27 protein-coding genes are annotated in these 24,875 nt (G+C 46.4%); 5 read left to right on the top strand and 22 right to left on the bottom strand.

Going from position 1 to position 24,875, the window contains the following annotated elements; translation table 11 throughout:
- Positions 1–123 precede the first annotated feature (123 nt).
- From ABD943_RS05375 to apaG, 16 genes are all read right to left on the bottom strand, one after another.
- On the bottom strand, positions 124–630 hold the full coding sequence (locus ABD943_RS05375) for a GNAT family N-acetyltransferase (protein ID WP_345292153.1): 507 nt from the start codon (positions 628–630) through the stop codon (positions 124–126).
- A gap of 120 nt (positions 631–750) precedes the next feature.
- Positions 751–1,728 carry a malate dehydrogenase gene (locus ABD943_RS05370; RefSeq protein WP_345292152.1) on the bottom strand — a complete coding sequence of 326 codons (978 nt, stop codon included), beginning with the start codon at positions 1,726–1,728 and terminating at the stop codon, positions 751–753.
- Positions 1,729–1,937: 209 nt separating this feature from the next.
- Positions 1,938–4,040, bottom strand: coding sequence for an ATP-dependent DNA helicase RecG (gene recG, locus ABD943_RS05365; protein WP_345292151.1), 2,103 nt, complete (start codon positions 4,038–4,040; stop codon positions 1,938–1,940).
- Positions 4,040–4,957: a LysR substrate-binding domain-containing protein gene (locus tag ABD943_RS05360; RefSeq protein ID WP_345292150.1), complete on the bottom strand. Its 918-nt coding sequence runs from the start codon at positions 4,955–4,957 to the stop codon at positions 4,040–4,042. The genes recG and ABD943_RS05360 overlap by 1 nt, the downstream gene beginning before the upstream one ends.
- Positions 4,958–5,072: 115 nt before the next feature.
- Positions 5,073–5,876, bottom strand: a complete 804-nt coding sequence (locus ABD943_RS05355) for a rhodanese-like domain-containing protein (protein ID WP_345292149.1) — start codon at positions 5,874–5,876, stop codon at positions 5,073–5,075.
- On the bottom strand, positions 5,876–7,108 hold the full coding sequence (locus ABD943_RS05350; protein WP_345292148.1) for a DUF418 domain-containing protein: 1,233 nt from the start codon (positions 7,106–7,108) through the stop codon (positions 5,876–5,878). Before ABD943_RS05350 ends, ABD943_RS05355 begins: the two co-directional genes overlap by 1 nt.
- Positions 7,109–7,229: 121 nt before the next feature.
- Entirely contained in the window at positions 7,230–7,622 is a 393-nt protein-coding gene (locus ABD943_RS05345) for a DUF2195 family protein (RefSeq protein WP_345292147.1), read from the bottom strand.
- Positions 7,603–8,115, bottom strand: a complete 513-nt coding sequence (locus ABD943_RS05340) for a L,D-transpeptidase family protein (protein ID WP_345292146.1) — start codon at positions 8,113–8,115, stop codon at positions 7,603–7,605. The genes ABD943_RS05345 and ABD943_RS05340 overlap by 20 nt, the downstream gene beginning before the upstream one ends.
- Positions 8,116–8,217: 102 nt before the next feature.
- Positions 8,218–8,904 (bottom strand): tRNA (guanosine(18)-2'-O)-methyltransferase TrmH, encoded by a 687-nt coding sequence (gene trmH, locus ABD943_RS05335; RefSeq protein WP_345292145.1) that lies wholly within the window; start codon positions 8,902–8,904, stop codon positions 8,218–8,220.
- A 3-nt stretch (positions 8,905–8,907) separates the two neighbouring features.
- A complete protein-coding gene (locus tag ABD943_RS05330) occupies positions 8,908–9,291 on the bottom strand; it encodes a RidA family protein (protein ID WP_345292144.1) in 384 nt (127 codons plus the stop codon).
- Positions 9,284–11,428: a bifunctional GTP diphosphokinase/guanosine-3',5'-bis pyrophosphate 3'-pyrophosphohydrolase gene (gene spoT, locus ABD943_RS05325; protein WP_345292143.1), complete on the bottom strand. Its 2,145-nt coding sequence runs from the start codon at positions 11,426–11,428 to the stop codon at positions 9,284–9,286. The genes ABD943_RS05330 and spoT overlap by 8 nt, the downstream gene beginning before the upstream one ends.
- 30 nt (positions 11,429–11,458) lie before the next feature.
- A complete protein-coding gene (gene rpoZ / locus ABD943_RS05320; protein ID WP_345292142.1) occupies positions 11,459–11,707 on the bottom strand; it encodes a DNA-directed RNA polymerase subunit omega in 249 nt (82 codons plus the stop codon).
- Positions 11,708–11,816: 109 nt separating this feature from the next.
- Complete coding sequence (gmk, locus tag ABD943_RS05315; RefSeq protein WP_345292141.1) at positions 11,817–12,464, bottom strand: guanylate kinase; 648 nt, start codon at positions 12,462–12,464, stop codon at positions 11,817–11,819.
- Between the two features lie 26 nt (positions 12,465–12,490).
- On the bottom strand, positions 12,491–13,357 hold the full coding sequence (locus ABD943_RS05310) for a YicC/YloC family endoribonuclease (protein ID WP_345292140.1): 867 nt from the start codon (positions 13,355–13,357) through the stop codon (positions 12,491–12,493).
- A gap of 243 nt (positions 13,358–13,600) precedes the next feature.
- A complete protein-coding gene (locus ABD943_RS05305; protein ID WP_345292139.1) occupies positions 13,601–14,422 on the bottom strand; it encodes a symmetrical bis(5'-nucleosyl)-tetraphosphatase in 822 nt (273 codons plus the stop codon).
- A gap of 3 nt (positions 14,423–14,425) precedes the next feature.
- On the bottom strand, positions 14,426–14,803 hold the full coding sequence (apaG, locus tag ABD943_RS05300; RefSeq protein WP_345292138.1) for a Co2+/Mg2+ efflux protein ApaG: 378 nt from the start codon (positions 14,801–14,803) through the stop codon (positions 14,426–14,428).
- Positions 14,804–14,924: 121 nt separating this feature from the next.
- Here apaG and ABD943_RS05295 point away from each other — a divergent pair, with 121 nt between their 5' ends.
- From ABD943_RS05295 to ABD943_RS05285, 3 genes are read left to right on the top strand one after another with little or no spacing between them, the layout of a single operon-like run.
- A complete protein-coding gene (locus ABD943_RS05295) occupies positions 14,925–15,719 on the top strand; it encodes an SDR family oxidoreductase (RefSeq protein WP_345292137.1) in 795 nt (264 codons plus the stop codon).
- 17 nt (positions 15,720–15,736) lie between these two features.
- The gene (locus tag ABD943_RS05290; protein WP_345292136.1) at positions 15,737–16,159 is read left to right on the top strand and encodes an MAPEG family protein; all 423 of its coding nucleotides are present in this window, start codon (positions 15,737–15,739) and stop codon (positions 16,157–16,159) included.
- A 38-nt stretch (positions 16,160–16,197) separates the two neighbouring features.
- Positions 16,198–16,680 (top strand): FKBP-type peptidyl-prolyl cis-trans isomerase, encoded by a 483-nt coding sequence (locus tag ABD943_RS05285; protein ID WP_345292135.1) that lies wholly within the window; start codon positions 16,198–16,200, stop codon positions 16,678–16,680.
- Here the strand turns inward: ABD943_RS05285 and ABD943_RS05280 are convergent.
- The 3 genes from ABD943_RS05280 to rph all read right to left on the bottom strand — a co-directional run bounded on the left by ABD943_RS05280 (position 16,677) and on the right by rph (position 18,599).
- Positions 16,677–17,072: a hypothetical protein gene (locus ABD943_RS05280; RefSeq protein WP_345292134.1), complete on the bottom strand. Its 396-nt coding sequence runs from the start codon at positions 17,070–17,072 to the stop codon at positions 16,677–16,679. The two genes, ABD943_RS05285 and ABD943_RS05280, sit on opposite strands and share 4 nt — an antisense overlap.
- 57 nt (positions 17,073–17,129) lie before the next feature.
- Complete coding sequence (locus ABD943_RS05275) at positions 17,130–17,813, bottom strand: hypothetical protein (protein WP_345292133.1); 684 nt, start codon at positions 17,811–17,813, stop codon at positions 17,130–17,132.
- Positions 17,814–17,882: 69 nt separating this feature from the next.
- Positions 17,883–18,599, bottom strand: a complete 717-nt coding sequence (rph, locus tag ABD943_RS05270) for a ribonuclease PH (protein WP_345292132.1) — start codon at positions 18,597–18,599, stop codon at positions 17,883–17,885.
- Positions 18,600–18,850: 251 nt separating this feature from the next.
- On the opposite strand from rph, the gene ABD943_RS05265 reads away from it, so the two are divergent.
- Positions 18,851–19,723, top strand: coding sequence for a DUF4382 domain-containing protein (locus ABD943_RS05265; RefSeq protein ID WP_345292131.1), 873 nt, complete (start codon positions 18,851–18,853; stop codon positions 19,721–19,723).
- A 36-nt stretch (positions 19,724–19,759) separates the two neighbouring features.
- Here ABD943_RS05265 and ABD943_RS05260 read toward each other — a convergent pair whose 3' ends face one another.
- Both ABD943_RS05260 and ABD943_RS05255 read right to left on the bottom strand, forming a co-directional pair.
- Positions 19,760–20,596, bottom strand: coding sequence for a hypothetical protein (locus ABD943_RS05260; RefSeq protein WP_345292130.1), 837 nt, complete (start codon positions 20,594–20,596; stop codon positions 19,760–19,762).
- A 54-nt stretch (positions 20,597–20,650) separates the two neighbouring features.
- Positions 20,651–22,465, bottom strand: a complete 1,815-nt coding sequence (locus ABD943_RS05255; protein WP_345292129.1) for a choice-of-anchor B family protein — start codon at positions 22,463–22,465, stop codon at positions 20,651–20,653.
- Between the two features lie 127 nt (positions 22,466–22,592).
- On the opposite strand from ABD943_RS05255, the gene ABD943_RS05250 reads away from it, so the two are divergent.
- Positions 22,593–23,642: an alpha/beta fold hydrolase gene (locus ABD943_RS05250; protein WP_345292128.1), complete on the top strand. Its 1,050-nt coding sequence runs from the start codon at positions 22,593–22,595 to the stop codon at positions 23,640–23,642.
- 11 nt (positions 23,643–23,653) lie between these two features.
- Here ABD943_RS05250 and ABD943_RS05245 read toward each other — a convergent pair whose 3' ends face one another.
- Entirely contained in the window at positions 23,654–24,847 is a 1,194-nt protein-coding gene (locus ABD943_RS05245) for an NAD(P)-dependent malic enzyme (protein WP_345292127.1), read from the bottom strand.
- Positions 24,848–24,875 lie beyond the last annotated feature (28 nt).

Genomic DNA, 24,875 nt, shown 5'->3' with positions numbered 1-24,875 from the left:
TCCTGTATTAGGTGCTTACTTATTATTTAATAACAAAGTCGGGTTAACAGGGTAGTGAAAAGTCGCAACAAAAGGTCTTCAAGTGTTAATGAATGTGACAGTTAGAAACGTTTCGACATATACTCAGGTTAAAGTGTGGCGGTATAAGGTCACTTCCTCATTTGTATCAGGAATGAGCTGAATACCCTGATCTGAAAAGCCGAGCTTGACTAGCAGGTTAACCGAACTGCTGTTGTCAGGTGAGGTTATGGCGAGAACTTCTGGCAGATGGAGGGTTTTTGCATGCTCCAGTACGGCCAAACTAGACTCATAGGCGAAGCCTTGCCCCCAATACTGCTCAGAGATGGCGAAGCCAATATCCGGTGCATTTAAGTAAGGCCGTTGAACTAGGCCGTTGACACCGAGTGACTCCCCTGACGTTTTATCCTCGACTAAATACAACCAGAAGCCATGCTGCTGATAGTGGCCTTGTGTTTTGGTAATGAAGTCTTTGGCTGATTGTAGGTCGTTAACACCACGGTCGCCAATAAATCGTTTAAATGCTGGTTGATTATAGAGATCAAGAATAAAATCTGCATCGCCTAATGTGATGTGGCGTAAAAGGATGTTGTCGTCGGAATGAATAAGCATAGAACTAATCTTTAGTGGTGTGTATCTTTTATAGCGCTATGCTGGGGAAAGTACAAAGTTTTATTGATGGCAGGCACAAAAAAGCCAGCGGTTAAGCTGGCTTTTCTTGAACGATGACGATTACAGTAAATCAGATACTGTATCGCGCTCTTCTTTTAGTTCAGTCTCTGATTCAACCATTTTACCTTTGATGAAATCAGATACTGCTAAGTCTTGAACGATTTCATAGTCGCCATCTTTGCATACTACTGGGTACGAGTAGATAAGACCTTTTTCAACACCGTAGCTGCCGTCAGATGGAACGGCCATAGAAACCCAGTCACCTGACTCAGAGCCAAGACACCAGTCGCGCATGTGATCCAAAATCGCGTTTGCTGCTGAAGCTGCTGAAGAAGCGCCACGAGCTGCGATAACGGCTGCACCACGTTTGGCTACTGTTGGGATAAACTCTTCCTTTGCCCAAGTCGCGTCAACTTTATCGGCAGCGTTAGCACCGTTGATTTCGGTGAAAGAGATATCAGGAACTTGAGTTACTGAGTGGTTGCCCCAGATAGTCATTTTCTTAACGCTAGCAATGTCAGAACCTGATTTTTCAGCAAGCTGGTAAATCGCACGGTTGTGATCAAGGCGTGTTAGTGCCGTGATGTTACGCTGGTTAATGCTTGGTGCGTTTGCTGCCAAGATAAAAGCGTTGGTGTTTGCTGGGTTACCCACAACACAGATGCGGATGTCTTTGTCAGCTACTTGGTCGATAACTTTACCCAGCGAGCTGAAGATTTTACCGTTATCAGCGATAAGGTCTTTACGCTCCATACCAGGACCACGCGGCTTAGCGCCAACCATAAGACCGATTTTAGCGTCCTTAAAGGCTACTGCCGGGTCGTCTGTCACAACCACATCTTTCACTAGTGGGAATGCGCAGTCGTTTAGCTCCATAGCTACCGCTTCACAAACCTTAAGTGCTGGCGTGATTTCTAAAAGGTTTAAAATAACGGGTTGATCTTTCCCAAGCATTTCGCCGCTGGCAATGCGGAAAAGTAAAGAATAACAAATTTGACCGGCTGCTCCGGTTACCGTAACGCGAACAGGCTCTTTCATTCCTGAATCCTCATCGTTAATGGATGTCTAAAATTTAGGTCGCCAACTTTAACACAAAGTCGCTGTAAATCCCATAACTAGGGTGCTTTGGCGGATATAAGGGAGTATTGTTTTTTGTCATCCCCGCGAAGGTGGGGATCTTTTGAAGCAAGTTTGTTGGAGATCCCCGCCTTCGCGGGGATGACGTAACTTGTTGAGGATTAGTGCGTTTAAACGTCCGCAAAATCTTCGCGTGAGCCGAGCCAGCGCTGACTAATTTTGTGGGCAATATCAGGAGATTCCTGAGTTAACTGTTGTGCAACCTGTTGTAAGTCTTCGACTAACGCCACATCGCGCACGAGATCAGCAAAGCGCAATCCGACATCGCCGGTTTGTCTCGTGCCCAATAACTCTCCAGGCCCGCGAAGTTTGAGATCTTCTTCAGCAATAACAAAGCCGTCATTGGTGTCGCGCATGACTTGAATGCGCGCTTTGGCATTATTCGACAGGGGTTGCTGGTACAGCAGTACGCAATGGCTTTCGACCGAGCCTCGACCGACTCGACCGCGTAGCTGATGGAGTTGCGACAGGCCAAGCCGTTCGGGGTTTTCAATAATCATCAGGCTGGCGTTCGGCACGTCAACACCGACTTCAATAACAGTAGTCGCGACGAGGATGTCCAGTTCGCCTTGCTTAAACTTATCCATGACCATGTGTTTTTGGTCACTTTTAAGTCGGCCGTGAACCAGACCGACCTTGAGCTGAGGCAGCTGTTCCGCGAGCTGACTGGCAGTGGTTTCCGCGGCCTGACATTGAACCTCCTCGGACTCGTCAATTAAAGTACAGACCCAGTAGACTTGGCGCTGTTCCTCTTGGCAGGCCGTGGCGATCCGTTGAATGACTTGCTCGCGACGTTGATCCGAGAGGGCAACGGTTTGCACTGGGGTTCTACCCGGTGGTAATTCATCGATAATTGAAACATCCATATCCGCATAAACCGTCATCGACAATGTTCTCGGGATAGGCGTCGCCGTCATCATCAGCTGGTGTAGCTGAAAACCTTGCGGTGCTTTTTGCTTTAACGCGAGACGCTGATTGACGCCAAAGCGGTGCTGCTCATCAATGATGGCGAATCCTAGCTTGTGGTAACTGACCTCAGTTTGAAACAAGGCATGAGTGCCTATAATTAATGGGCTTTTTCCGGAGGCAATAGCTTCAAGCGCTTCTTTTTTCTGTTTGGCAGGTAACTTGCTGACTAAAAAGGTAGTTTCAATTCCTAGCGCTTCCATCCACCCACTAAAGGACAAGTAGTGTTGCTCTGCCAATATTTCGGTGGGAGCCATGATCGCGACCTGGAAGCCAGCTTCAATCGCTTGCAACGCCGCCATCGCTGCAACTAAGGTTTTGCCTGCACCAACATCACCTTGTAATAGTCGGAGCATCGGCTTGTCTTTAGTCAAGTCGTGACCAATTTCAGCGGATACTCGTGACTGTGCTTGGGTTAAGGAAAAGGGCAGCTGCTGCAACAATCCTTGTTGTAGCTTGTTACTTTTACTCATGACAAAAGCGGTTTGTTGTTGTTGCTTATTGCGTTGCAGCATCATACTCAGCTGATGGGCCAATAATTCCTCACAGATCAAACGCTTTGCTGCGGGAGAGCTAAACTCCTGTAAAGCGTCAGCGCTGGCATCTTTCGGAGGCGTATGAATCCAGCGAAGGGCTTGATTGATATCGGGCAATTGAAATTGCTGCTGAATCGACTCAGGAACTAAGTTATCAATCGGATGCTTTTCAAGCAGTGCGACGGCTTGACGAGTAAGCTGTCGTAGATTGTTTTGATGCAAGCCATCGGTAGTCGGATAGACCGGGGTCAAGCTATCGAGTAAGGGTGCGGCGTTAGTGGAATCTGCCGCTGTCAGCTCAGGGTGAACCATATTGCACTGATAACCAAAACGGCGCACTTCGCCAAAGGCATAGAACTCTGCACCTTTTTGTAAGCGTTGTTGCTGGCTTTTATTGAAGTAGAAAAAACGAAAGTCGATACTGGCGCTTTGATCGCTAGCACGGCATACCAAGGAGCGTCGTTTGCCGTACTGAACTTGAGCGAGTTCCACTTGGACTTTTATTAGGGCTCTATCGCCATCTTGCAAACTGGCGATAGGCTTTATCTGAGTTCGATCTTCATAGCGATGAGGTAAGTGCAGCAGTAAGTCGAGCACATTATGGATGTGCAGGCGCTGTAACTTTTCAGCAAGCTTCGGACCTACCCCTTTAAGACTGGTACAGTCGAGGTTGGCTAAATTAATATCCGAGGCGAGTTTCGAGATAGCCATTAACTGATAAGACGTTTACCGGGAAGCTCAATGGTATCGAGCGCTTGTTTAATCAGTTCCAGAGCTTTCTTGCGCGGGAAACTACGGCGGTAAGCTAAAGCAACTTGACGGCTCGGTTTGGGTTCTTCGAATTCTCGAGTAACCAGTCCCAATTTTTCGTTATGGAAATCTGCAGCGGATTTTGGAATCACACTAACGCCTAAGCCACTGGCAACCATCTGACGAATGGTTTCGATAGAGCTTCCGGTGATCCAGTCTTTTTGAGGATTAAGGCTGTTATCACGGCATTGTGGGCAAGCTTCTAATACTTGATCGCGGAAGCAGTGACCAGCGCCGAGCATAATCATGACCTCGTCAGCAATATCCGCTAACTGTAGCGACTCGCGTTTAACCCAAGGGTGACGCTCCGGCAATAAGGCAATGAAGTCTTCCTGATAAAGTGGAATAACATCGACTTCAGGCTCTTCAAAAGGCAGTGCAACAATGATCGCATCGACTTCACCATTGCGTAGCTTTGCGCGTAGGCTGTGGGTATAGTCTTCATCAATGTGCAAGGGCATTTTTGGTGCCAACTCGCGCAACTGTGGAATAAGCGAGGGCAATAAGTAAGGCCCGATGGTGAAAATGGCACCAAGTTTGAGCGGTCCATCCAACTGATCAGAGTTTTGCTTAGCCATTTGTTTTAAAACGCTAACCTGCTCCAAAATACGTTGAGCTTGTTCAACTACCAGATCACCCTGTGGCGTGGTTCGAACATCGGACTTACTGCGCTCAAAAAGTGTAACTCCCAGTTGCTCTTCGAGCTTTTTAACGCCAACGCTTAAGGTCGGTTGGCTGACGAAACATGCTTCTGCTGCGCGCCCAAAGTGGCGCTCACGAGCAACCGCAACAATATATTTAAACTCTGTCAGTGTCATAATTGATAGCCTCTCTCTATTATGATCCAGTGCTGAGAGGGATAAGTCAATCCACAAGTCATGAAATTATACTCATTAGTCGTTATTGCTTGGCAACACGTTAAGGATGAACAGGCTACCGTTTTTCAGCGATAAACAGCGATAGCGGTCGGCCATCGTCAAGGTGGTGCACTTGATCGAGTAAGACTGACCAATGCCCAAAGCGTTCAGACAACTCGTCGTTTTTGAGTAAGAAGTCCGGTTTTTTAGGCTTGCCGAACTTGGCTGCACCTTCTAAAAAGGTGTGAATGACGAGTTTACAGCCACGGGGAAGATACTGTTGGTAAATATCGAATAAAGGGCGGTGAAGAAAGCGGCTTTGCATGATTAATTGCGGTTGAGTCTTTTTGATTAAGGCAATCAACTCATCAGGATCTTTACGGCAGTCCATATGAACCCGGGACAAGGTGACGCCCCAGCGGGTTGCTGAATGCTCGGCACGCTCTAAAGCTTGCTCAAACAGATCAATCGCATAAACATGATACCCCATGAGGCCAAGAAGGATGGCGTCACGTCCGGAGCCGCAGCCAACATCAATCGCCGCTGGATTCGGTGTGTTGGGTGTAATTAATGCGGCATGTTCTTCTAAAATCGGGTTGCCATGCCAAACCCTTTCTTGGCTTGGGCCAGACGCTAGCGAGAATTGTGATAATTGGTCCGTGCTATAGAGGGTATCAACTACAAACTGTCGATCAGTAAACAGCGCGAGCGCATCGCTGGCATAAGGATCATCAGCGCAGAGAATCACGGTGGTGCCTTTTGGCGGTAGTTCGTGCCATAAAGCAGCCAGTTGTTCGAAAGCTAAATGAATGGCGCCAGGCAGATGACCCTGCTGGAAGATTTCCGCAGGGCGTAAATCGATGATCGGTATCGTCGTCATTAGTTTCGCTTAAAACTTTGCAGCTTGCCATAGCTTAAACTGCGCCATAGCCATTCCAGTGGGCCGTACTTAAAACGAGCGAGCCACCATGGAGACCAAATCAGTTGCGCAGTAAAAATAATCGCAACAATGAACATTAATTGGTAGCGTTCGAGCTGACCAAACAAGCCAAAGCCGTGACTGTAAAACAGCAGGGTGCAGATAATGCTTTGCGCGAGATAGTTGGTGAAGGCCATACGTCCTACCGCTTCTAAGCGGCTTCTAAAACCGGTGAATTTATCTGACTTTACCCAGAGACAGAAGAGCGCGATATAACCGAGCGCAACAAAGACGGCGGCGAAACTATTGAGCGACATAAACGACAACATGGTTGTGCTCATACTAAAATTAGAAGTGAGCAATAAAAAGTTATCGTAAGCAAGTATGCCAAAGCCGGCAATAAAGCAAAGGATCATCATTTTAAGATAAAAGCTTCGGCTACGTTCTGCGGTAAGAATACCCAGTTGATACAGCCCCATACCCAGCAACATGGACCCCCCTATTCGGAACAAACCAAAGAACAACGCCATCATGGGCAAGCTGGTAACAAAAAAGTGAATGCGATGATCCATTTGAGAGGCATAAGTGCTGGTGTAAACAGCTGTTTCATTGGCCACAAAATCTTCAGTTGGCGCAAACATGTTCGCCATCTCGGCCATGTCTGCTTCGGAGGCGTTATCAATATAAGCAGCAAACAGTGTCATTAATAAGACAATCATCAGAATTAAAATGCTGCCAACGACCAACTTGGTTTTAGCTTGGGTATCGCGTGCGAATAAGTAGACCCAAAGACCGGTAAGGGCGTAAGTGACAAGAATGTCGCCATACCATATAAAAATAGCATGAATAACACCGATGCAAAGTAGCCAAAACATCCGCTTGTAATGTAAACCGGCTGGGGATGTGCCATTCGCTTTAGCGCGTTCTGCCATCAACATAATTCCCGCACCAAACAACATGGAAAATAGCGTATAAAACTTTTGATCAGCGAAAGTGTGGGTGACTAACCAAGTGACTAAGTTAGCCAAGGACGGCTCGCCGAGCGCAGCTGGACTGACGTAATAGGCATAAACATTGGCGAAGGCATAGATGTTCATGATTAAAATACCCGCGACCGCTATGCCGCGAATGAGATCTAATGAGTGGTAACGTGCCGTCGATTCTGTTGGCGTGAGAGGTGTTGTCGCTGTCATTACATATCCTTTGTGATCTTTTGCGCAGTATAGCTTTATTGAATAGAACAGAACAACAAATCTCTGTAATGGATTGTTAATCGAAATCATGAATAACAATCATATTGATTTACTATGTTTGTTACTGTGGTTGAGCGCAACTAAGGCTGATAGTGATATTATCTTGATTGAGTAAGCTCGTTGTATTGGACAGTGTTAAGTTAACTTTTTCTTGTGATCTAAAGTCTAAAAGACCTGAAGCTATGTTTTGGTTAGGGCTGTAGACTCGGTATTGAGCAAGCGCAGACTTACAGCCACAATACGCTATGGATTTATGTATTGTTGGGTCAACTAATAAGAGGGTAGTGTTATTGTATGTATGAGGAGCTTCTTTTTGAGCTAAGCTTACACATGCTTTTAACGAGTTCTCTATAGTATACACATCTTTATTCTCGGTTATGGTTTCTGCAATTGTGCAAGATGATGAGGATACTGCGAGGCTAAGTATGAGTAATTTATTGATCAGTTTTGCCATAAGTTGTAGTTCCTTTATATTTGACTTCAAGTAATAGCCGATTTAAACCAGTTCGTTTTGAGTGATTTTTAAGCTCTGAAAGCAAGTCGGTATCAACTTCAATACAGCCATGACTATAGCCCTTGGTAGAGTCATGTAGGTAAAAGCCACCTCGAATTGGATTACATTTTCGCTTGGTTTCGTTGTTAGCAGGTTCCATTCTTGCTCGATGGAAGCCCCAGTTAGACCAATAGGGTTCACAGCTTCCAGCAAGTTCATTTCGCGGAATAGTTTGTATTCCCCATGCTGGCTTAAGACTACAAGTATTAGTACCATTGTCTTCAGCAAGCCCAAGGTCGTTTATAAAAACTTTATAAAGCCCCTCTGGAACAGGGCCTTTGTCTTTTAAGCACTGATCACTAACCAACTGATAACCCTGCATTCCCGAAGTGGCTTTGTAAGACCGCTTGCCCCACAGAACCTTGGTACCGTTATATGTTAAGGAGGGAGTCATTAGAAATTCCTTTTATTTAAGATTTATCCTGAACGCAATATAGAAATTAAAAAGGCTCTCCGCAAGCTAAAAAGAAAACGCTCGTGATGGTTATCACAAAATTTATATTTGACGTCTTAACTGATCCCATTCTGGGTCGTCGATATCGCCTTGCTCATCCAGCTTGGGATAGCGCATCTTGTGCTTGTCACAATATTTTTTGATGGTCGGGTGAAGGGCATTGAAAAGGATATAGTCGACTTCTTCTTGCGGTACTTTAAGCTCGCCATACATTCCGGCGTGATCACGCTGACGTTGAGCCTCATAAAGGATCAGTGCTGTCGCAACGGAAACGTTGAGTGATTGCACCATACCAACCATCGGTATAATCACGTGCTCGTCAGCCAGCTCTGCGGCTTCTTCGGAAACGCCAACCAATTCAGAGCCGACCAAGAGACAGGTCGGTTTCGTATAATCAATGCTGCGGAAATCAACGGCTTTGTCCGAGAAGTGAGCGGCTAATACCTGCATGCCTTGCTGCTTAACTTCAGCAATACCGGTTTTTAGGTTAGGGTGCTTGTGCGTCGTAACCCATCGTTTGCTGCCGCTAGAGGTGTGATGCCCAGAATAGCTCACACCCTCTGGAAAGACGGCGTGAACATGACCAATGCCAACAGCATCAGAAGTTCGGACGATGGCGGCTAGGTTGTGAGGTTTATGGACCTCGTCCATAAAAACCGTCAGATCAGGCTGGCGATTGGACAGTAACTGTATAATTTTGTCATAACGACTTGGCGAACGTTCTTGCAACGATTAGTCCTCTAGCGTCATGATGGCGTCCATCTCGATTTGAGCGCCTTTCGGAAGTTCTTTAACGCCGATTGCAGCACGAGCCGGGTACGGTTGTGCGAAGTATTGGGCCATAATGTCGTTAACGGTGGCGAAATGAGCGAGGTCGAGCATAAAAATATTCAGCTTTGAAATATGATCCAATGAGCCGCCAGCCGCTTCACAAACCGCACTTAAGTTCTTGAACACTTGGTGGACTTGTTGATCGAAGCTTTCGACTAATTCCATACTCTCTGGAATAAGAGGGATTTGTCCTGAAAGGTAAACAACATTGCCGGCTTTCACGGCCTGAGAATAAGTACCGATAGCGGCTGGTGCTTTTTCAGTATTGATAACCTGTTTAGTCACTTTTATTTCCTTTCGGTTGAATATCGGGGTGGCGGTACACTTTGTTTACAAAAGGTATAACGCGTAATTTTTTAATCAAAGAGGCGAGGTGGACACGATTTTTCACGCCAATTTGGAAGGTTATGATATTAACGTCACCATCCAATTCATTGATATCAATATTAATAATATTGCCCTCTTGATTAGCAATAATATTAGTAATTTGTGCCAGAACACCCCGTTGGTTGAAGACTTGTAGCCTAAGCTCGGTGGTAAAATCGCCTTCTAACTCTTCTGACCATTCAACGGGAACATAGTGATCGTTTTGCTTGTGTGCACGTTGAATATTGGGGCAATTTTCGCGATGGATATTAAAGCCGCGACCTGGGCTAACGTAAGCCATAATAGGATCGCCCGGAATAGGGCGGCAGCAACGAGCGTATTTAATAACCAGACCTTCGGTGCCCTTAATGGCGAGCGGCGAGCGATCTTCTTGAGAATCTGTTTTTTTCGAGCTTTCATCAAGCTTGTCAGGATTAGAACTTAAGCGGTGCGCGACTAAGGCGCTGGCAATCTTCCCTAAACCAATACCTGCTAGTAAATCATCAAAACTGGAGTAGCGCGTGACGTCCGTGATTTGTTGTAGCATATCCTCGGAAAAATCGTCTAAAGGTTTTTTCAAAGACTGCTCAAGCAGACGGCGGCCTAAATGAACCGCTTCATCGTGACGCATGTTCTTAACGAAGTTACGGATATTAGTTCGAGCCTTACCGGTGACGGCGTAACTTAACCACGCTGGATTTGGGCGCGAACCTGGGGCGGTAATAATTTCGACGGTACGGCCGTTCACTAGTGGCGTACTTAAGGGTGAAAACTGCTTATCAATTTTACAGGCGATACAGGTGTTACCGACATCGGTATGAATGGCGTAAGCGAAATCAACCGGCGTTGCGCCTTTTGGCAGCTCGATAATTTTACCCTTCGGAGTGAACAAATAGACTTCGTCGGGGTAAAGGTCGATTTTGACGTTTTCGATGAACTCAATGGAGTCGCCAACGTTTTGCTGCATTTCAATCAGGCTTTGTAACCACTCACGCGCTTTGGTTTCAGCCGGGTGGTGCGAAGTACCTGCCTTATACAGCCAGTGTGCTGCAACGCCATGTTCAGCCATTTGATCCATGAGTTCTGTACGGATCTGGACTTCGACATGCATCCCTGACTTACTTCTTAACACGGTATGCAGCGATTGATAGCCGTTGGTCTTAGGGATTGCAATATAATCTTTGAAGCGTCCGGGAATCGGTTTGAACAGATTATGGATTTGGCCGAGCGCACGATAACTGGAATCTTCACTATCCGTAATAACGCGGAAGGCGTAAATATCCATCACTTCATTAAAAGTACCGACTTTGTCGCGCATTTTCTTATAAATGCTGTAGAGGCTTTTTTCTCGGCCAATGACTTGGCATTTTAAGCCGGAGTCTTTTAAGCGATCACGCAGTTGCTTGGTAATACGTTCAACGACTTCTTTTCGATGGCCGCGGACTTTCTTAACGGACTCTCTGAGTACCCGGTAACGCATTGGATACATGTTTGCGAAACCCAACAGCTCCAATTGTTCTTTAATGCGGTGGATGCCGAGACGGTTGGCAATCGGCGCATAAATTTCAAGGGTTTCACGAGCAATTCGACGGCGTTTATCTGGACGCAGCGCGCCAAGGGTTTGCATATTGTGAAGGCGATCGGCTAGCTTGATCAGAATAACGCGAATGTCCTGCGTCATTGCCATCATCATTTTGCGGAAGTTTTCGGCTTGGGCCTGCTCTTTCGATTGGAAGTCAATCTGAGTTAACTTACTCACGCCTTCTACCAAGTCAGCGACGGTTTCACCGAACTGCTCGCTTAAGTCTTGCTTGGTAACATCACAATCTTCGATCACATCATGCATTAGAGCTGCCATGATGGTTTGATGATCTAAGTGAAGCTCGGCCAGAATATTGGCTGCCGCGACCGGATGCGTGATGTAGGGATCGCCGCTTGAGCGCATTTGCCCGTCATGGGCGCACTCAGCGACTTGATACGCACGTTCCGCATCAGCGACCTGTTTCGGTTCTAAGTACGACTCAAGAACGTTTTTAAGATCTGCAAAATAGGCCATGCGTATCGAGGTTCTGTGCTGTGACGATAATTAGAATAATACTGGGCGAGATTCCTGCTCTTGCTCAGCAGCGCGCTCGTCAGCTGCAACGGTTTCTGCGGTGGTTAAACCTTCTTCGATTTCGCGCAAAGCGACCACGGTAGGTTTATCATTATCCCACTCAACTTTAGGGTCGTGAGTACCGTTAGCGATTTGACGCGAACGTTTCGCTGCCAACATGATTAAATCAAAACGGTTACCAACGACTTCAACTGCGTCTTGTACTGTTACACGTGCCATAACTTACCTCTTACACCTTGCGGGAAATCCGCCTTATCAACCTTTTAACACTATAAAAATAGTGTATCTAAAAACCTAAGCAGGCAACAGCCTCACTCAGAAAATCTTTTTATTGCAACAAGTCGTTTAAAAGCGCCTGCTGACGTACTTGTTGACTCTCACGGCGCAAGCGTCGTGCCGTGAAAATAGCCGCTAGCTCTTTGCAAGCATGCTCAAAATCATCATTAATGACAATATAGTCGTATTCGTCATAATGCTTTATTTCACGATTAGCCGCAGCCATACGCGACTGAATAACCTCGTCGCTATCTTGCCCACGTCCGGTAAGTCGATTTAATAACTCATCCTTAGACGGTGGCAGAATAAAAATGCTGCGGCATTCTGGCATCAGCTCACGAACTTGGCGTGCGCCTTGCCAATCAATTTCTAAAATAACGTCATGGCCTTGTTCCAGCTGGCTTTCAAGCCACACTCGACTGGTGCCATAATAATTCCCAAAGACTTCCGCATGCTCCAAGAAGTTTTTCTTTTCAAGCATGTGCTGAAATTCATCAACACTGACGAAGTGGTAGTCGACACCGTTGGTTTCGCCGGGTCTTTGTTGGCGTGTTGTGTGCGAAATTGATAACTGCAATTCCGGCATCTGCGCCAATACCGCTTTTAATAAGCTCGTTTTACCTGCGCCTGATGGCGCCGAAACCACGTATAAAGTCCCTTTAGCTGTTAAGCTGTCTGCCGTGTTTTGAATTCGCGTCATAACGATAACTTTGGGTTTTATTTTAATTATTCAATATTTTGCACTTGCTCACGCATTTGCTCAATCAACACTTTAATCTCAACCGAGCTGTTGGTGATGTCGGCGTTAATTGATTTTGAACCTAAGGTGTTGGCTTCGCGATTAAACTCCTGCATCAGGAAGTCCAAACGACGGCCAACAGGGCCTTTGTCTTTTAATAGTCGCAAGCACTCTGTGACATGCGTGTTCAAGCGATCAATCTCTTCGGCGACATCGAGTTTTTGTGCCAGAAATACCATTTCCTGCTCAAGGCGATCTTGATCCAGCTCAACCTTGGCGTCTTCAAAACGGCTAATGACGCGCTCTCGCTGCCACTTTATGACTGCTGGCATCTGCTCAGAGACTTTCGCCACCTGCTCAGAAATACCGGTAAGGCGTTGCTCAATGATCTCTGAGAGTGCTTCGCCTTCGCGTTGACGAACTTCGATCAGCTGGTCAACGGCTTGGGAAAAGGCTTGCTTAACGTCCTTTTCCATGGTGTCTGTATCGGCTTCTTCTTGCTGTAAAAGCCCCGGCCAGCGCATTAACTGGACCAGATCTGCCGATTGATTATCCTGTGCTAACACTTGCAGTTCTTCGTGTGCGGTCAACAGTTGCTGGGCCATTTCTTGATCCAGCTTCATGCGGCCAGCATGCTTAGGATTCATTTCAATGCGTAAGGTGCAATCAAGTTTTCCGCGATTTAAACGTTTACGAAGGACATTACGCAGCTCGAATTCAAGGTGGCGGAACGATTCTGGCATTCTAAAGTTAGGTTCCAGAAAGCGCTGATTTACCGACTTTATTTCCCAAGTAACATTGCCCCATTCGGCAGCAAATTGCTGTCGAGCGAAAGCGGTCATGCTTTTTAACATATGAGAATAATCTCCAATTCGAACTTTGACTGCAAATGCCCGTGTTTATTGAGCTCGCCCCAACTAGATACCACCGTGGGCGCTATGAGCTGAAAATCGACACAGAAAGCCTACAATTGTACCGAGTTTTGAATGGGTTGGCGATAGTTTAATCAAAGAGTTTGCGCCAAAGGTTGAACCAATAGAAGCGTTGTATTTGGAGCATGGATCAAGAAAATAGCTGAATAAGCTGAGGGTTTTAAACTAAGACCACTTGCGCAGCGCTTGAACGTGGAAGCGTTTTTGATCTTCTAAGCGTAGAGCGGTTAAACGATTGCCCCAGACACAACCGGTGTCGATAGCATATATGCGCTTGGCTTTTGCGCGCCCTTCAAGCGCAGCCCAGTGGCCAAAAACGACTTGGGTTTCTTGACCAATATCGCTCAGTTCATACCAAGGGCTCAGTCCTTTGGCTTGCTTTCCTGGGGTGGACTTGCTTTTAAAATCAAGACTGCCGTCTTGGTGACAAAAACGCATACGAGTGAAACCGTTGGTGATAAAGCGTAGGCGCTCAATGCCTTTTAAATTCTTGTGCCAATGATTGGGTTTATTGCCATACATATGTTGAAAGAAATCCACCGCGGAATCTTTATGCTCTAGCACTTGCTCCAACTCATAGGCACAGGCCAGAGTTTGATTTAAGTCCCAGCCCGGGGGGACTCCGGCGTGCGTCATTAAAAAGTCGAGCTGCTTGTCATGTACCGCTAAACGTTGTTTACGCAGCCACTTCATCAGCGTTTTGACGTTATCAGCGGCTAAAATGCGGTTAAGATCGTCTTTCTTCGGTAACTTGGAGTTAGTGTAGTAGACCGCCAATAGGTGCAAGTCATGGTTACCAAGAACAATATCGCAGAGATCTTGGTGCTCATAAATATAATTCAGCACTTCCAGTGACTTCGGGCCTCGACTGATCAGATCGCCTGCCAACCACAACTGATCCCGCGAGGGGTTAAATTGAACCTTCTTCAATAGTAACCGAAATTCGTCGTAACACCCTTGAATGTCGCCGATCGCGTAAGTCGCCATGAACTAGTGAAGCACGCCCGGAGCGGTCAAGCTGAAAATAGGGATAGGCGCTTTAAATTCGGCACCATTTTGGCCAATCATTTTATAGTCGCCTTCCATTGTGCCAATTGGGGTTGCGATAACCGCACCGCTGGAATACTGATAGCTTTTACCAGGCTCAATATAAGGCTGCTCACCAATTACGCCTTGGCCTTGTACTTCGGTCACTTCGCCGTTGGCGTCGGTAATGACCCAGTGACGAGAATCGAGTTTAGCCCCGAGATCACCGGTATTTTGGATAGTGATGGTATAGGCAAAAACATAGCGTTCATTGTCAGGCTCGGATTGTTCTTCGATGTATTGAGTATTGACGTTAATTTGAAATTGATACTGTTGTGACATCAGATGTTTAGAATGACCTAGTCTGTTTGATTGTTATGATCATTCTCTAATGTAACTGTGTTAGGCGCAAGCCTGTGATACTATTTAGCTAATTTTTGGCATAAGAAGTGGTGATGGTCATATGGCAAACGATCAAGCGGCAAACACAATTAAGACCGTGATGGTCACGGGCGCGAGTTCAGGCTTTGGTCTGGAGACGGCAAGGCGCTTTGCGCAAAAGGGGCACCGGGTCATTGTTGCAGCGCGACGGAAAGAGCGCTTGGAAGCGTTAAAGCAAGAGCTGGACCAAGAGTTTGGAAAAGACACGGTTTTCGTGATGCCGCTGGACGTGACCTCAGAAGAGCAGATTGATGCCATGATGGCGGCGCTGCCTGAAGCTTTTTCTGAGGTTGATGTGTTGGTCAACAATGCAGGGTTAGCGCTAGGATTAGAGCCTGCTCATGAGGCGAATCTCGACGATTGGCACCGTATGGTTGATACCAATATCAAAGGATTGTATTTGATGACGCGTAAGATGTTGCCGGGGATGGTTGAGCGACGTCGTGGACATATCATCAACATTGGCTCGATCGCTGGAAACTATGCTTATCCCGGTGGTAATGCTTATGGCGCCACGAAGGCGTTTGTTAAGCAGTTTACGCGCAACTTGCGGGCAGATTTGTTGGGCACACAAATTCGAGTGACCAATATCGAGCCGGGTTTGGCAGAGACTGAGTTTTCGTTGGTGCGTTTTAATGGCGATCAAAATAAAGCGGATGACGTCTACAAGGGGACCGACCCGTTAACCGCAGGGGATATTGCTGAGGCAGTTATCTGGGCGGCAGAGCAGCCACAACATGTTAATATTAACTCGATAGAGCTAATGCCAACCTCACAAGCGTGGGCGGCACTGGCCATCGATAAAATTCAAGGTTAATCATAAGGAGACACTCGATGTCATTCCAACCTATTTTAGTTCCGGTATTTGTGATGGTGTTATTAACGTTTGCTGTCGCAGTCGTCATGGCGCGCAGACGTTTTCGGTTTTATCGAGAGCAGCGGTTACACCCGCAGAAAACCGCTACGCGAAAGGGGATGGCCGAACACATGGCTGATGAACGTGCGGCGGATCATTTTAAAAACTTATTTGAGATGCCCGTTTTATTCTATGTGGCGGTGGTGATCGCGATCATGACTCAAAGTGCTTCATATTGGTTATTGGGTTTGTCCTGGGCTTATGTAGCCTGTCGCATTATTCACGCCTATATTCACTGTGGCTATAATAATGTGTTTCACCGCTTTAAAGCGTTTATTTCGAGCTACTTTGTGTTATTCGCGATCTGGGTCGTGTTAATTCTTGATATTGTTGCGTTTTAATTGAATGTGCTGAGCTAATGAGTTGAGATTAAGAGTCCATGAAGATTGAAAAAAATAGTGTGGTTGAGCTGGATTATCAGCTGATGGATGTGGAAGGTAATGTTTGGGAAAGCTCAAAAGAGGGCGGCCCATGGGTCTATTTGCATGGTCATGGCGAAGTCATGCCCGGCTTGGAAAGTCAGTTGACTGGAAAAGCAATTGGGCAAAAGATTCGAGTTGAGCTTGGCCCTGAAGAAGCCTATGGCCCTTACGAAGATGATTTAAAAACCGAAGTGCCGCGCGAAGCATTCGCGGATGTTGATAACCTCGCTGAGGGCATGCGGCTGGCTGCTGAAAGCAGTGATGGTGTGCATGCCGTTATGGTGCGTGAAATTCGCGACGACATCGTTATTATTGATGCCAATCATCCTTTGGCGGGCAAAGCCGTTAAAGTCGAAGTGAAAGTGCTTTCAGTAAGAGCGGGTACCGACGAGGAGATTGCCCACGGGCATGTGCATCAACATGGAACTTGTGAGAGCTAGACTGTTGGTCTTGTTACAGATTTACTTTTCTGAAATAGCGAAACAAAGAGAGCAGTATTCATTAACGGCGTTATGAAAGCTAATGTAACTGCGGCTCCTTGTACGAATGTTATTCCGCCGAGGCTACCTTGGCTAGTCAGCGCTGATAGCAGTACTAACATAACAAGTAGGAGCATTAAAACATTTCCAAGAAAAAAAAGCGGGCGGATATATTTAATTAAGAAGTGTTTGTTTTTATAAACTGTGCAAAGTATTGTGCCAATTGAAATAGCAAAGGCCACATAGAAGAACCATGTGTTCTTGGTGTAGCTACTGGTTACAAAGCTTAAGATAATAAAGCCAATTAAAAAAGAAGAAAAAATTCCATTTAGTGATAACGTTAACCGTTCCATGATTTAGTGTGTCCCGTGACATTTTGCGGCTATTTTATCAGGGTAACTAGGATTTATCTAGGAGTTAATGTCTTTAATGATCTTTTTTATTAAAGCTGCTGATTGCTTAGGCTTGGTGTATAGCAAAAAGTGACTGCCTTCCATCGGGTATTTTCGAGCGCCGAGGTAGATCGAAGCAATGCTATCTTTGGCGCGTTGATTCAACACTTTGTCGTGAGTTGCTTCGACGAAAGCGGCTGGAATTTTGGGTTGCTCAGGAAAAGGGCCTAAGTTTTTTAAGGCTTCGGTGCGTGCTTTCAGGATGTGATGAGGGATGGCCTCGATCACGGATCTCACATGCTTTACTTGCTCCGGTGTGCCATCATTGTTCATGAAGTTGCTGCCTAACTGCTGCTCGGCAAAAGGCAATTTCATCAAAGTATCGGCCTGAATAAATTTAGGCAATTCTAAAAGCGCTTTACTCGGTGCGGCTAATAAACTGACAAAAAAGATGATGCCTTTTAAATCAACGTCTGGTTTGGCATTGAGGTAAGGTGCTATTGAGCCAGCGTAGGACTCGACCATCAGCACAAAAGGTTCGTTAGGCAGTAATGGAGCTATGCGATCGGCCAACGAAGAGTGATCTTGAGGGCAATCTTCCGGTAACGGGATAAAAAGAGTTTCTATCGATAGATGGTGTAGAAACTCTTGGCACAATTGATCGTTGCCGTTCAGTCCAGGTATCACCACAAGCTTCATCATTAATCCTTTACAGTGAGTCAGGGAAGGCTGATGACAGTGATGTGACGGCCGTCATCAGCGATCAATGTATTAGCTACCAATAGCCTTCTTTTGGATATCAAAAATTTCACGAATACCGTGTTTACCTAAATCCAGCATTTGCATCAATTCATCACCACTAAAGGTTTCGCCCTCAGCGGTGCCTTGGATTTCAATAAAGCCACCATGTTCATCCATGACGAGGTTCATGTCGGTTTCAGCTTTGGAGTCTTCGGCGTAATCCAGATCGAGAACCGGCGTGCCTTGGTAGATTCCAACCGACACAGAGCCGATCATGTGTTTCAGCGGATTGGTTTTTATCATGCCTTTTTGGCGCATGCTAAACAAAGCATCGTGCAGCGCGACGCAAGCGCCACTGATAGAAGCAGTTCGCGTACCACCATCGGCTTGTAAAACATCGCAGTCGAGATAAATCGTATGTTCGCCTAATTGCTTAAGATCGACCGCTGCTCTGAGCGAACGACCAATTAGGCGCTGAATTTCAAGCGTTCGGCCGCCTTGCTTTCCACGAGACGCTTCACGATCCATACGGCTGTGAGTAGAGCGAGGCAACATGCCGTATTCAGCGGTTAACCAGCCTTGGCCTTTGCCTTTGAGAAAACGAGGAACGCTTTCAACAACACTGGCGTTACAAAGTACTTTGGTTTCGCCAAACTCGATTAATACGGAACCTTCAGCATGTTTGGTGTAATTTCTAGTAATGGTGATGGGTCTTAATTGGTTGGTACTTCGTCCACTTGGGCGCATAAAGACTCCTGTTTGGGATAGTAAACTTGCGCTGATTATACGGAAACTAAGGGTGTATTCCTATGGCAAAGTCCGTTTCGTGGGATAAAGATGTGCTAAGAATGTAAATCGATGTTAAATCATTCAGAACAGTGATTAAGTTCTATATTTGTAGTTTAAAGATGTAATTAGTTCATGTTTTTGCGTGATGATGGTTTTAAGTTTACCGGGCTGTGCTAGCCTTTGTATCAAATTGTAGTATGGAGTCCGAAATGAATAAATTATTAAAATTAAGTGTTTTAGCGACGAGTGTAACTTTGGCATTAGTAGCCTGTAAGTCAAATGATCCTGAAGAAGGTAAATTAGCGGTAGCCGTTACCGATGCTCCAGTTGATGGTGCTGAGGCGGTTGTGGTTCAGTTTACTGGTATTGAAATCCAAGGTGTTGGTGGTCGACAAAGCTTTGACTTTGCGACGCCAAAAACAATCGACTTACTGGAGCTGACGGGTGATGAGTCGTTAGAGTTATTACCAGCAACGGATCTGGTTGCAGGTGAATACCAGTGGATGCGCTTGAAGGTCAATGCCGAGCGTGGTGTGACGGATTCATACATTGATATCAATGGTGCCCGTTACTCGTTATTTGTACCAAGCGGTAACCAATCAGGTTTAAAACTAAACCGTCCCTTCGTGATCGCTGCGGGTGGCTTAACAGACTTCACCATCGACTTTGACTTACGTAAGTCGGTACATGAGCCGCAAAATGATGCCGAAGACTATTACTTACGTCCAACGCTGAGGATTGTTGATAACGCTGAGGTGGGTCATATTAACGGTATGATCGACCCTAACCTAATCAACGCTGAAGGTTGTACTGATTCAAGTGCTGTATATCTCTTTGCTGGTGCAGATGCGGAAGTGGATGATGTTGACGCTAACGAACCTGAGCCAATCACGACAGGTCTGGTTGACGTGAATAATGATGGAGACTATGTCTATGAGATTGGTTTCGTTCTAGCGGGTGACTACACGTTAGGCTTTACTTGTGAAGCCGCAAACGATGATCCTGAAACGGATGATGTGATTAATTTCACGACACAGAACGTGACAGTGGCAGCAGACGGAACGGTAACGGTAGACTTCTAAAACATCGTAGTTTTACTGTCTGATAGCAAAGGCACCCTAAACAGGGTGCCTTTTGTTTATTAAGCCCTTACCTAACTTGATAAAAAGAACGATAAATAGCAATGGAAACAGGATGTTTTGCACAACAAATATGGTGATTAATTGAATCACACTTTGGCTGGCTTGTTCAGCCGCTTCTTGGTACGCCGCAATTTGTTTTTTCACGTCTAACTGCTCGGCTGCGTCAGCAAACCAACGCTTGGTTTTTTCTAGCGTACTCAACTCTTCTGCCGTGATATCTTCTTCGGGCGTATTGCGTCGAATTTGACTCTCAGTTTGTTCCAAACCGGCACTGGCTACTTGATAATTATCGGATAAGAAACCTTGGTATAAAGCTTCGGAGCCGAGTGCCATCAAGGGTGCTGCGAAGCGAACCAAAACCAAAAAAAGCGCAAACTTTAGGACGAAAGGATGAGACGGTTTCTTTTTATGGTGCTTGAGTAATAGATAACCTGCGCTAAAGATCCAATAAGCGATAATAAAGATGTTAAAAAAGGACCAAGCGCCCATGGTTAATAGTAACTTTTGCACACCAATGGCACTGGCCGTGACCAGCATGACCACGGAAAATCGTTCGATAAGGTCATTGATGGGGTCAAGAATTTCACCGGGCGACAAGGTCAGTCCGACGCCAGCGGGTTGCATCGCAATTTCTGCTTCTTGAGCGACTGAAATCAGGCCGTTCAAACCACGAGCGACGGCAAAAGCCACTAAACTACGCTTCAAGGCTTCATCGGTATATTGCTCACCGTGGTAGTCGAGCGCTTTACTGCCTGCTAACAGGCTGGCAATGGCAAGGCTGATAATGAGCAGCCATAGGTTAATGATTTTCATATAAGGTTCATCGGGTTAGCCCCAAACTAAAAAGCTCGGGGCAATTGTTAACAATTAGTGGTGCGACTCGTTATAACGACGAGTCAAGAGGGTCCCAAGCAACAGTAACAGTAAGGCCAGCTGAATCGGGCCACCGCCGCCACCTGAGTCGTTATCTTCTGGCGGTGTTGTTGGTGGATCGGGCTGAATGGCTCCTGGGCCATCATCACCAATACTGCTGTTGTCTTTTAGGACAAATAAACCATTAGAAATATCGCTGACCAAGATATTGCCACTCGGTAAATATGGGAAGGTTCCCCATGCTCCGTCAAACTGGGGATCATTGGCTTCGGGGATCGGATAAGTGTCAAAGAACGCAATCTCTTTCGGCTGTGTTGGATCGGCGACATCAAGAACTGTCAGCCCGCGCTTATAATTGGACATGTAATACTTATCGCCCAGTGTGAATCCGTTGTGATCGATGGCACGAGTTTGTCCCTCGTAGCGACCAACCACTTGGGGAGCGGTTAAGTCACGAATGTCCATGACGTAGAGGCGAGTATTGACGCCGAGATTACGTTCGTCGAGCTCATCCTGAATGAACACGTAATTCTTGTCTTGTGAGTACCAGCCCGAGTGGGTATAGCTGGCGCCATTGTAAGGCGTGCTACTGATACGAGTGGGTGAAGTCTTGTCGGTGGTGTCCCAAATATCGACCGTATTTTCGTTGAAGTCGATAAACAGCTCACAAGGGTTGTGGCCGTTGGCACACTGACTGGTGCGACTGTCGCTAATGATCATGTTAGTCGCATCGTGGACATAACCCGTTGACTCAGGTGTGGTAATCAAAGCTGGATTTTCAGGATCGACCAAATCAAATACCCGGTATGAGCCATTGCCAAGGTTAGAGCCAGCGATATACAGATAAGGTTCGTGTCCATCCAGCGCCATGCCGTTGGTGTAATCAATGTTGCCTAAATACACGTTATGAGCCGTTTGGAACACATCAATGGTGTTGACCAGATTGATACTGTTCGGGGCATCGCTGAGATCGATAACCTGTAAGCCACCTTGCCCTTCCGTGGTGACGTAAGCGTAGGCTTTATGGCTGCCTGTATCGTTATCAAGGTATTGATACACTTTAACGTCGCGCCAGGTACTACTAACGCCTGAGATGGTGCCAACTTCCGAGGGATTATCGGCATCAGTGACATCAATAACGGTCGTCCCATTCACCAGCCCCATAACCGCATACTCGCGATTATTATTGAGATCGACATAGCCCCAAATATCACTGGCGCTGGATGGGGTCGTGCTTAATGACGCTAAGGAAAACTGTGAGATAAGGTCAATTTGATAGCAAGGAAAGTCGTCGGCACTGCCGTTGGTACAAGCGATTTGCTGCTTGCTAGTGGCATTTACTTTGCGATAGCGGTCTAGCATGTCGAGATACTCTGGCTTTTCACGAAACTCAGTATTGCCTTTAGTGTCTTGCAGTAAACGAAAGCCCTTTTTGCTCAGTTGGTCGCGATATTCTGCGGGAAGGCCGACAATGGTGGTGACGTGCTTCTCAGGGAGTTGCTTCTTATAGCCATTTGCTTGGGAGAACCCGCCTTTGACTGCGACCATATCGTTCAGTAAGTAAAAAATGTCCATTTCTTGTGCGAAATATTTACCCGATGCAACGTAAATTTTATCGCCTTTGCTCGATTCATTAACGGCATAGCTGATCGAGGCGCAAGGCTCACTCGGTGTTGAGCAATTGCCTTGGTCAACGCCATCGACGGCAACGTACCGTACCGGGTGCGCGCCACTGTGGGCGAGGGTCGGTGTGGTGGGAATCAAAGCTAAAGATATAGCTGACAAGCCTAGTAATAGTATTTTTTTCATTGCTAACTCCTAACGATCGTCTAGCCAGACTATAACAACAGATACGCTTTTTCTATGAAAAAGATCTGTTAAATGGGCAAAAAAATGATTATTTTGTATACAACAATAAAAGCGAAGAGATTGATTTATGGCTAGGTTATTACGCGCATCTGTACTGACGGTTGTGCTGGCAATGATGTCAGGACTCCTGATTGCAAACGTTGAGCAGCCGGCGATACCGCTACAGAGTCATTTGGTTGAGGTGAATGGTCATCAACTACACCTGCATCAAAAAGGGAAAAACACGGAAGCGCCACTGTTAGTCTTATTATCTGGGCCGACGGATAACTGGCACAGCGATAGTGCTTGGTGGATTGTGGCGCAAGATGTGCTCGCGGAGAACTATCAAACTGTCGCTATTGACCGCGCAGGTCAGGCTTGGTCGCAAAGGATTGACGCCCCTTCGTATCAGCAATTCGCCAAGGATGTTGAGGCGTTGTTACTCGGTGATTTTGTGGTGGAAGACAATCGAAGGCTCATCTTTGTCGCTTTCGCCAGCTCAAATCTGACGCTCAACAGCTTGCTAACGAATACTGCGGTATTAGCGCGCACCGAAGGCGTGGTACTGATTGACCCTGATGTGTTAACCCAACACTCGATTAACCACTACACCAGTGAAACCGATCGCTACAAAGAGGGGTGGCAGGGGCTGGAAGACTATATCCGGTCGGGGAAATATGATCAGCGGATCGAGCAGAAGTTAGTCGCTGAGCGAGAGCATCTAAACAGTATTATTCCGAGCGAGCATGTTGAACGAATGGACTGGGAATATTATGACGCAGTGGAAATGATTCGAGGCGCACGAGAGTACCAAGTGCATAAGTTTTTAGAAGCGAGCGGCTATCGAGAAGATTTATTAACGGCTAAACAATCACCACTTCCGGCTGAGCTGCCCTTGATCATTTTGGACACCGATTTTGAAAGTGCTTATCTCGAAACTTTGGATGATGAAGCGGTCAAAGCATCAATCGCCAAGTGGCGCCAAGAAGGTATCGAGTGGTATTTTGAGCTGGCCCAAAAAAGCCAATGCGGAGCTTACTGGCCGGTGGCTACCCAAGAGCATCTATTAATGATGACTCAGCCAGAGTTAATTGAGCAGGCCATCCGTAAGGTGCAGGCCTGCTCAGAAGGTTCTTAACGAATAAAGCCTTACAGAGGACGTTGGACGTTATCTTTGATAGCTTGTTCGCGCACCGCTTCAGCAACTTTTTGTGCCACGTTGCGGTTCAATGGATCCGGTAAAACGTGGTCAGCTGACAAGTTATTGACTGAATTTGCCAAAGCATGCGCTGCTGCAATTTTCATTGCTTCAGTGATGCGGGTCGCTCGCGCTTCAAGGGCTCCACGGAAAATACCAGGGAAAGCTAATACATTATTGACCTGATTCGGGAAGTCGCTACGACCAGTACCGACGACTGAGGCACCAGCAGCTTTCGCTTCATCGGGCATAATTTCAGGAATCGGGTTCGCCATCGCTAAAATAATCGGATCCGTATTCATTAGCCTGATATCGTCGCCGTTCAACAAATTACCCTTTGAAACGCCAATAAAGACGTCTGCATCACGCAGCGCATCACGCAGGTCACCGTTGCGGTTGTGACGATTGGTATAAGCTAAGATCTTAATTTTTTCATGATTAAGGTTATCGCGATCAGGCGAAATGATCCCCTTCGAATCGCAAACCAACACATCTTCCACAGGAATACAGGCGGCTTCGTCATGACCAACACAGCGCAATAATTTGGCAATGGCAGTTCCCGCAGCGCCCGCGCCATTGATAACAACTTTAAGTTCTTCGATGTTTTTGCCGGTCACTTTACAAGCGTTGATCAGTGCCGCAAGCAACACGATCGCTGTACCATGCTGGTCATCATGAAAGACTGGAATACCAATGTCTTGTAATGCCTCTTCAATCTCGAAGCATTTTGGAGCAGCGATATCTTCTAGGTTAATTCCACCAAAAGTTGGTGCGATAGTTTTTACGGTGGTCACGATTTCTTCAACCGATTCCGCGTCAATCACCAGAGGCACGCCATCAATATCGGCGAACTCTTTGAATAAAATCGCTTTACCTTCCATCACGGGAAGTGCAGCTTCAGGACCAATATCACCAAGTCCAAGCACTGCCGAGCCGTCAGAAACGATGGCGACAGAATTACCTTTCATGGTGTAGAGATAGCTGGAATTTTTATCTTTGGCGATATGGTTGGATACTGCGGCAACACCCGGGGTGTAGGCAACAGAAAGATCGTCACGGTTTTGTAGAGGGACTTTACTCTTGATTGCCCACTTTCCGCGTAAGTATTTGTGGATATCTAAAGACTTCTTAAAAAACTCGCTCATGATTATTAATACTGAGAATTTGTGCGCA

It is taken from the genome of Kangiella marina (assembly GCF_039541235.1).
In the GTDB taxonomy this organism is placed as follows: Bacteria; Pseudomonadota; Gammaproteobacteria; order Enterobacterales; family Kangiellaceae; genus Kangiella; species Kangiella marina.
This window is presented reverse-complemented; position numbering and strand designations above follow the sequence as displayed.

Bases quoted from the DNA above. Each gene is read 5' to 3' on its own strand.
- ABD943_RS05375 (WP_345292153.1), bottom strand. From the start codon at position 630: ATGCTTATTCATTCCGACGACAACATCCTTTTACGCCACATCACATTA.
- ABD943_RS05370 (WP_345292152.1), bottom strand. From the start codon at position 1,728: ATGAAAGAGCCTGTTCGCGTTACGGTAACCGGAGCAGCCGGTCAAATT.
- recG (WP_345292151.1), bottom strand. From the start codon at position 4,040: ATGGCTATCTCGAAACTCGCCTCGGATATTAATTTAGCCAACCTCGAC.
- ABD943_RS05360 (WP_345292150.1), bottom strand. From the start codon at position 4,957: ATGACACTGACAGAGTTTAAATATATTGTTGCGGTTGCTCGTGAGCGC.
- ABD943_RS05355 (WP_345292149.1), bottom strand. From the start codon at position 5,876: ATGACGACGATACCGATCATCGATTTACGCCCTGCGGAAATCTTCCAG.
- ABD943_RS05350 (WP_345292148.1), bottom strand. From the start codon at position 7,108: ATGACAGCGACAACACCTCTCACGCCAACAGAATCGACGGCACGTTAC.
- ABD943_RS05345 (WP_345292147.1), bottom strand. From the start codon at position 7,622: ATGGCAAAACTGATCAATAAATTACTCATACTTAGCCTCGCAGTATCC.
- ABD943_RS05340 (WP_345292146.1), bottom strand. From the start codon at position 8,115: ATGACTCCCTCCTTAACATATAACGGTACCAAGGTTCTGTGGGGCAAG.
- spoT (WP_345292143.1), bottom strand. From the start codon at position 11,428: ATGGCCTATTTTGCAGATCTTAAAAACGTTCTTGAGTCGTACTTAGAA.
- rpoZ (WP_345292142.1), bottom strand. From the start codon at position 11,707: ATGGCACGTGTAACAGTACAAGACGCAGTTGAAGTCGTTGGTAACCGT.
- gmk (WP_345292141.1), bottom strand. From the start codon at position 12,464: ATGACGCGAATTCAAAACACGGCAGACAGCTTAACAGCTAAAGGGACT.
- ABD943_RS05310 (WP_345292140.1), bottom strand. From the start codon at position 13,357: ATGTTAAAAAGCATGACCGCTTTCGCTCGACAGCAATTTGCTGCCGAA.
- ABD943_RS05305 (WP_345292139.1), bottom strand. From the start codon at position 14,422: ATGGCGACTTACGCGATCGGCGACATTCAAGGGTGTTACGACGAATTT.
- apaG (WP_345292138.1), bottom strand. From the start codon at position 14,803: ATGTCACAACAGTATCAATTTCAAATTAACGTCAATACTCAATACATC.
- ABD943_RS05295 (WP_345292137.1), top strand. From the start codon at position 14,925: ATGGCAAACGATCAAGCGGCAAACACAATTAAGACCGTGATGGTCACG.
- ABD943_RS05290 (WP_345292136.1), top strand. From the start codon at position 15,737: ATGTCATTCCAACCTATTTTAGTTCCGGTATTTGTGATGGTGTTATTA.
- ABD943_RS05285 (WP_345292135.1), top strand. From the start codon at position 16,198: ATGAAGATTGAAAAAAATAGTGTGGTTGAGCTGGATTATCAGCTGATG.
- ABD943_RS05280 (WP_345292134.1), bottom strand. From the start codon at position 17,072: ATGGAACGGTTAACGTTATCACTAAATGGAATTTTTTCTTCTTTTTTA.
- ABD943_RS05275 (WP_345292133.1), bottom strand. From the start codon at position 17,813: ATGATGAAGCTTGTGGTGATACCTGGACTGAACGGCAACGATCAATTG.
- rph (WP_345292132.1), bottom strand. From the start codon at position 18,599: ATGCGCCCAAGTGGACGAAGTACCAACCAATTAAGACCCATCACCATT.
- ABD943_RS05265 (WP_345292131.1), top strand. From the start codon at position 18,851: ATGAATAAATTATTAAAATTAAGTGTTTTAGCGACGAGTGTAACTTTG.
- ABD943_RS05260 (WP_345292130.1), bottom strand. From the start codon at position 20,596: ATGAAAATCATTAACCTATGGCTGCTCATTATCAGCCTTGCCATTGCC.
- ABD943_RS05255 (WP_345292129.1), bottom strand. From the start codon at position 22,465: ATGAAAAAAATACTATTACTAGGCTTGTCAGCTATATCTTTAGCTTTG.
- ABD943_RS05250 (WP_345292128.1), top strand. From the start codon at position 22,593: ATGGCTAGGTTATTACGCGCATCTGTACTGACGGTTGTGCTGGCAATG.
- ABD943_RS05245 (WP_345292127.1), bottom strand. From the start codon at position 24,847: ATGAGCGAGTTTTTTAAGAAGTCTTTAGATATCCACAAATACTTACGC.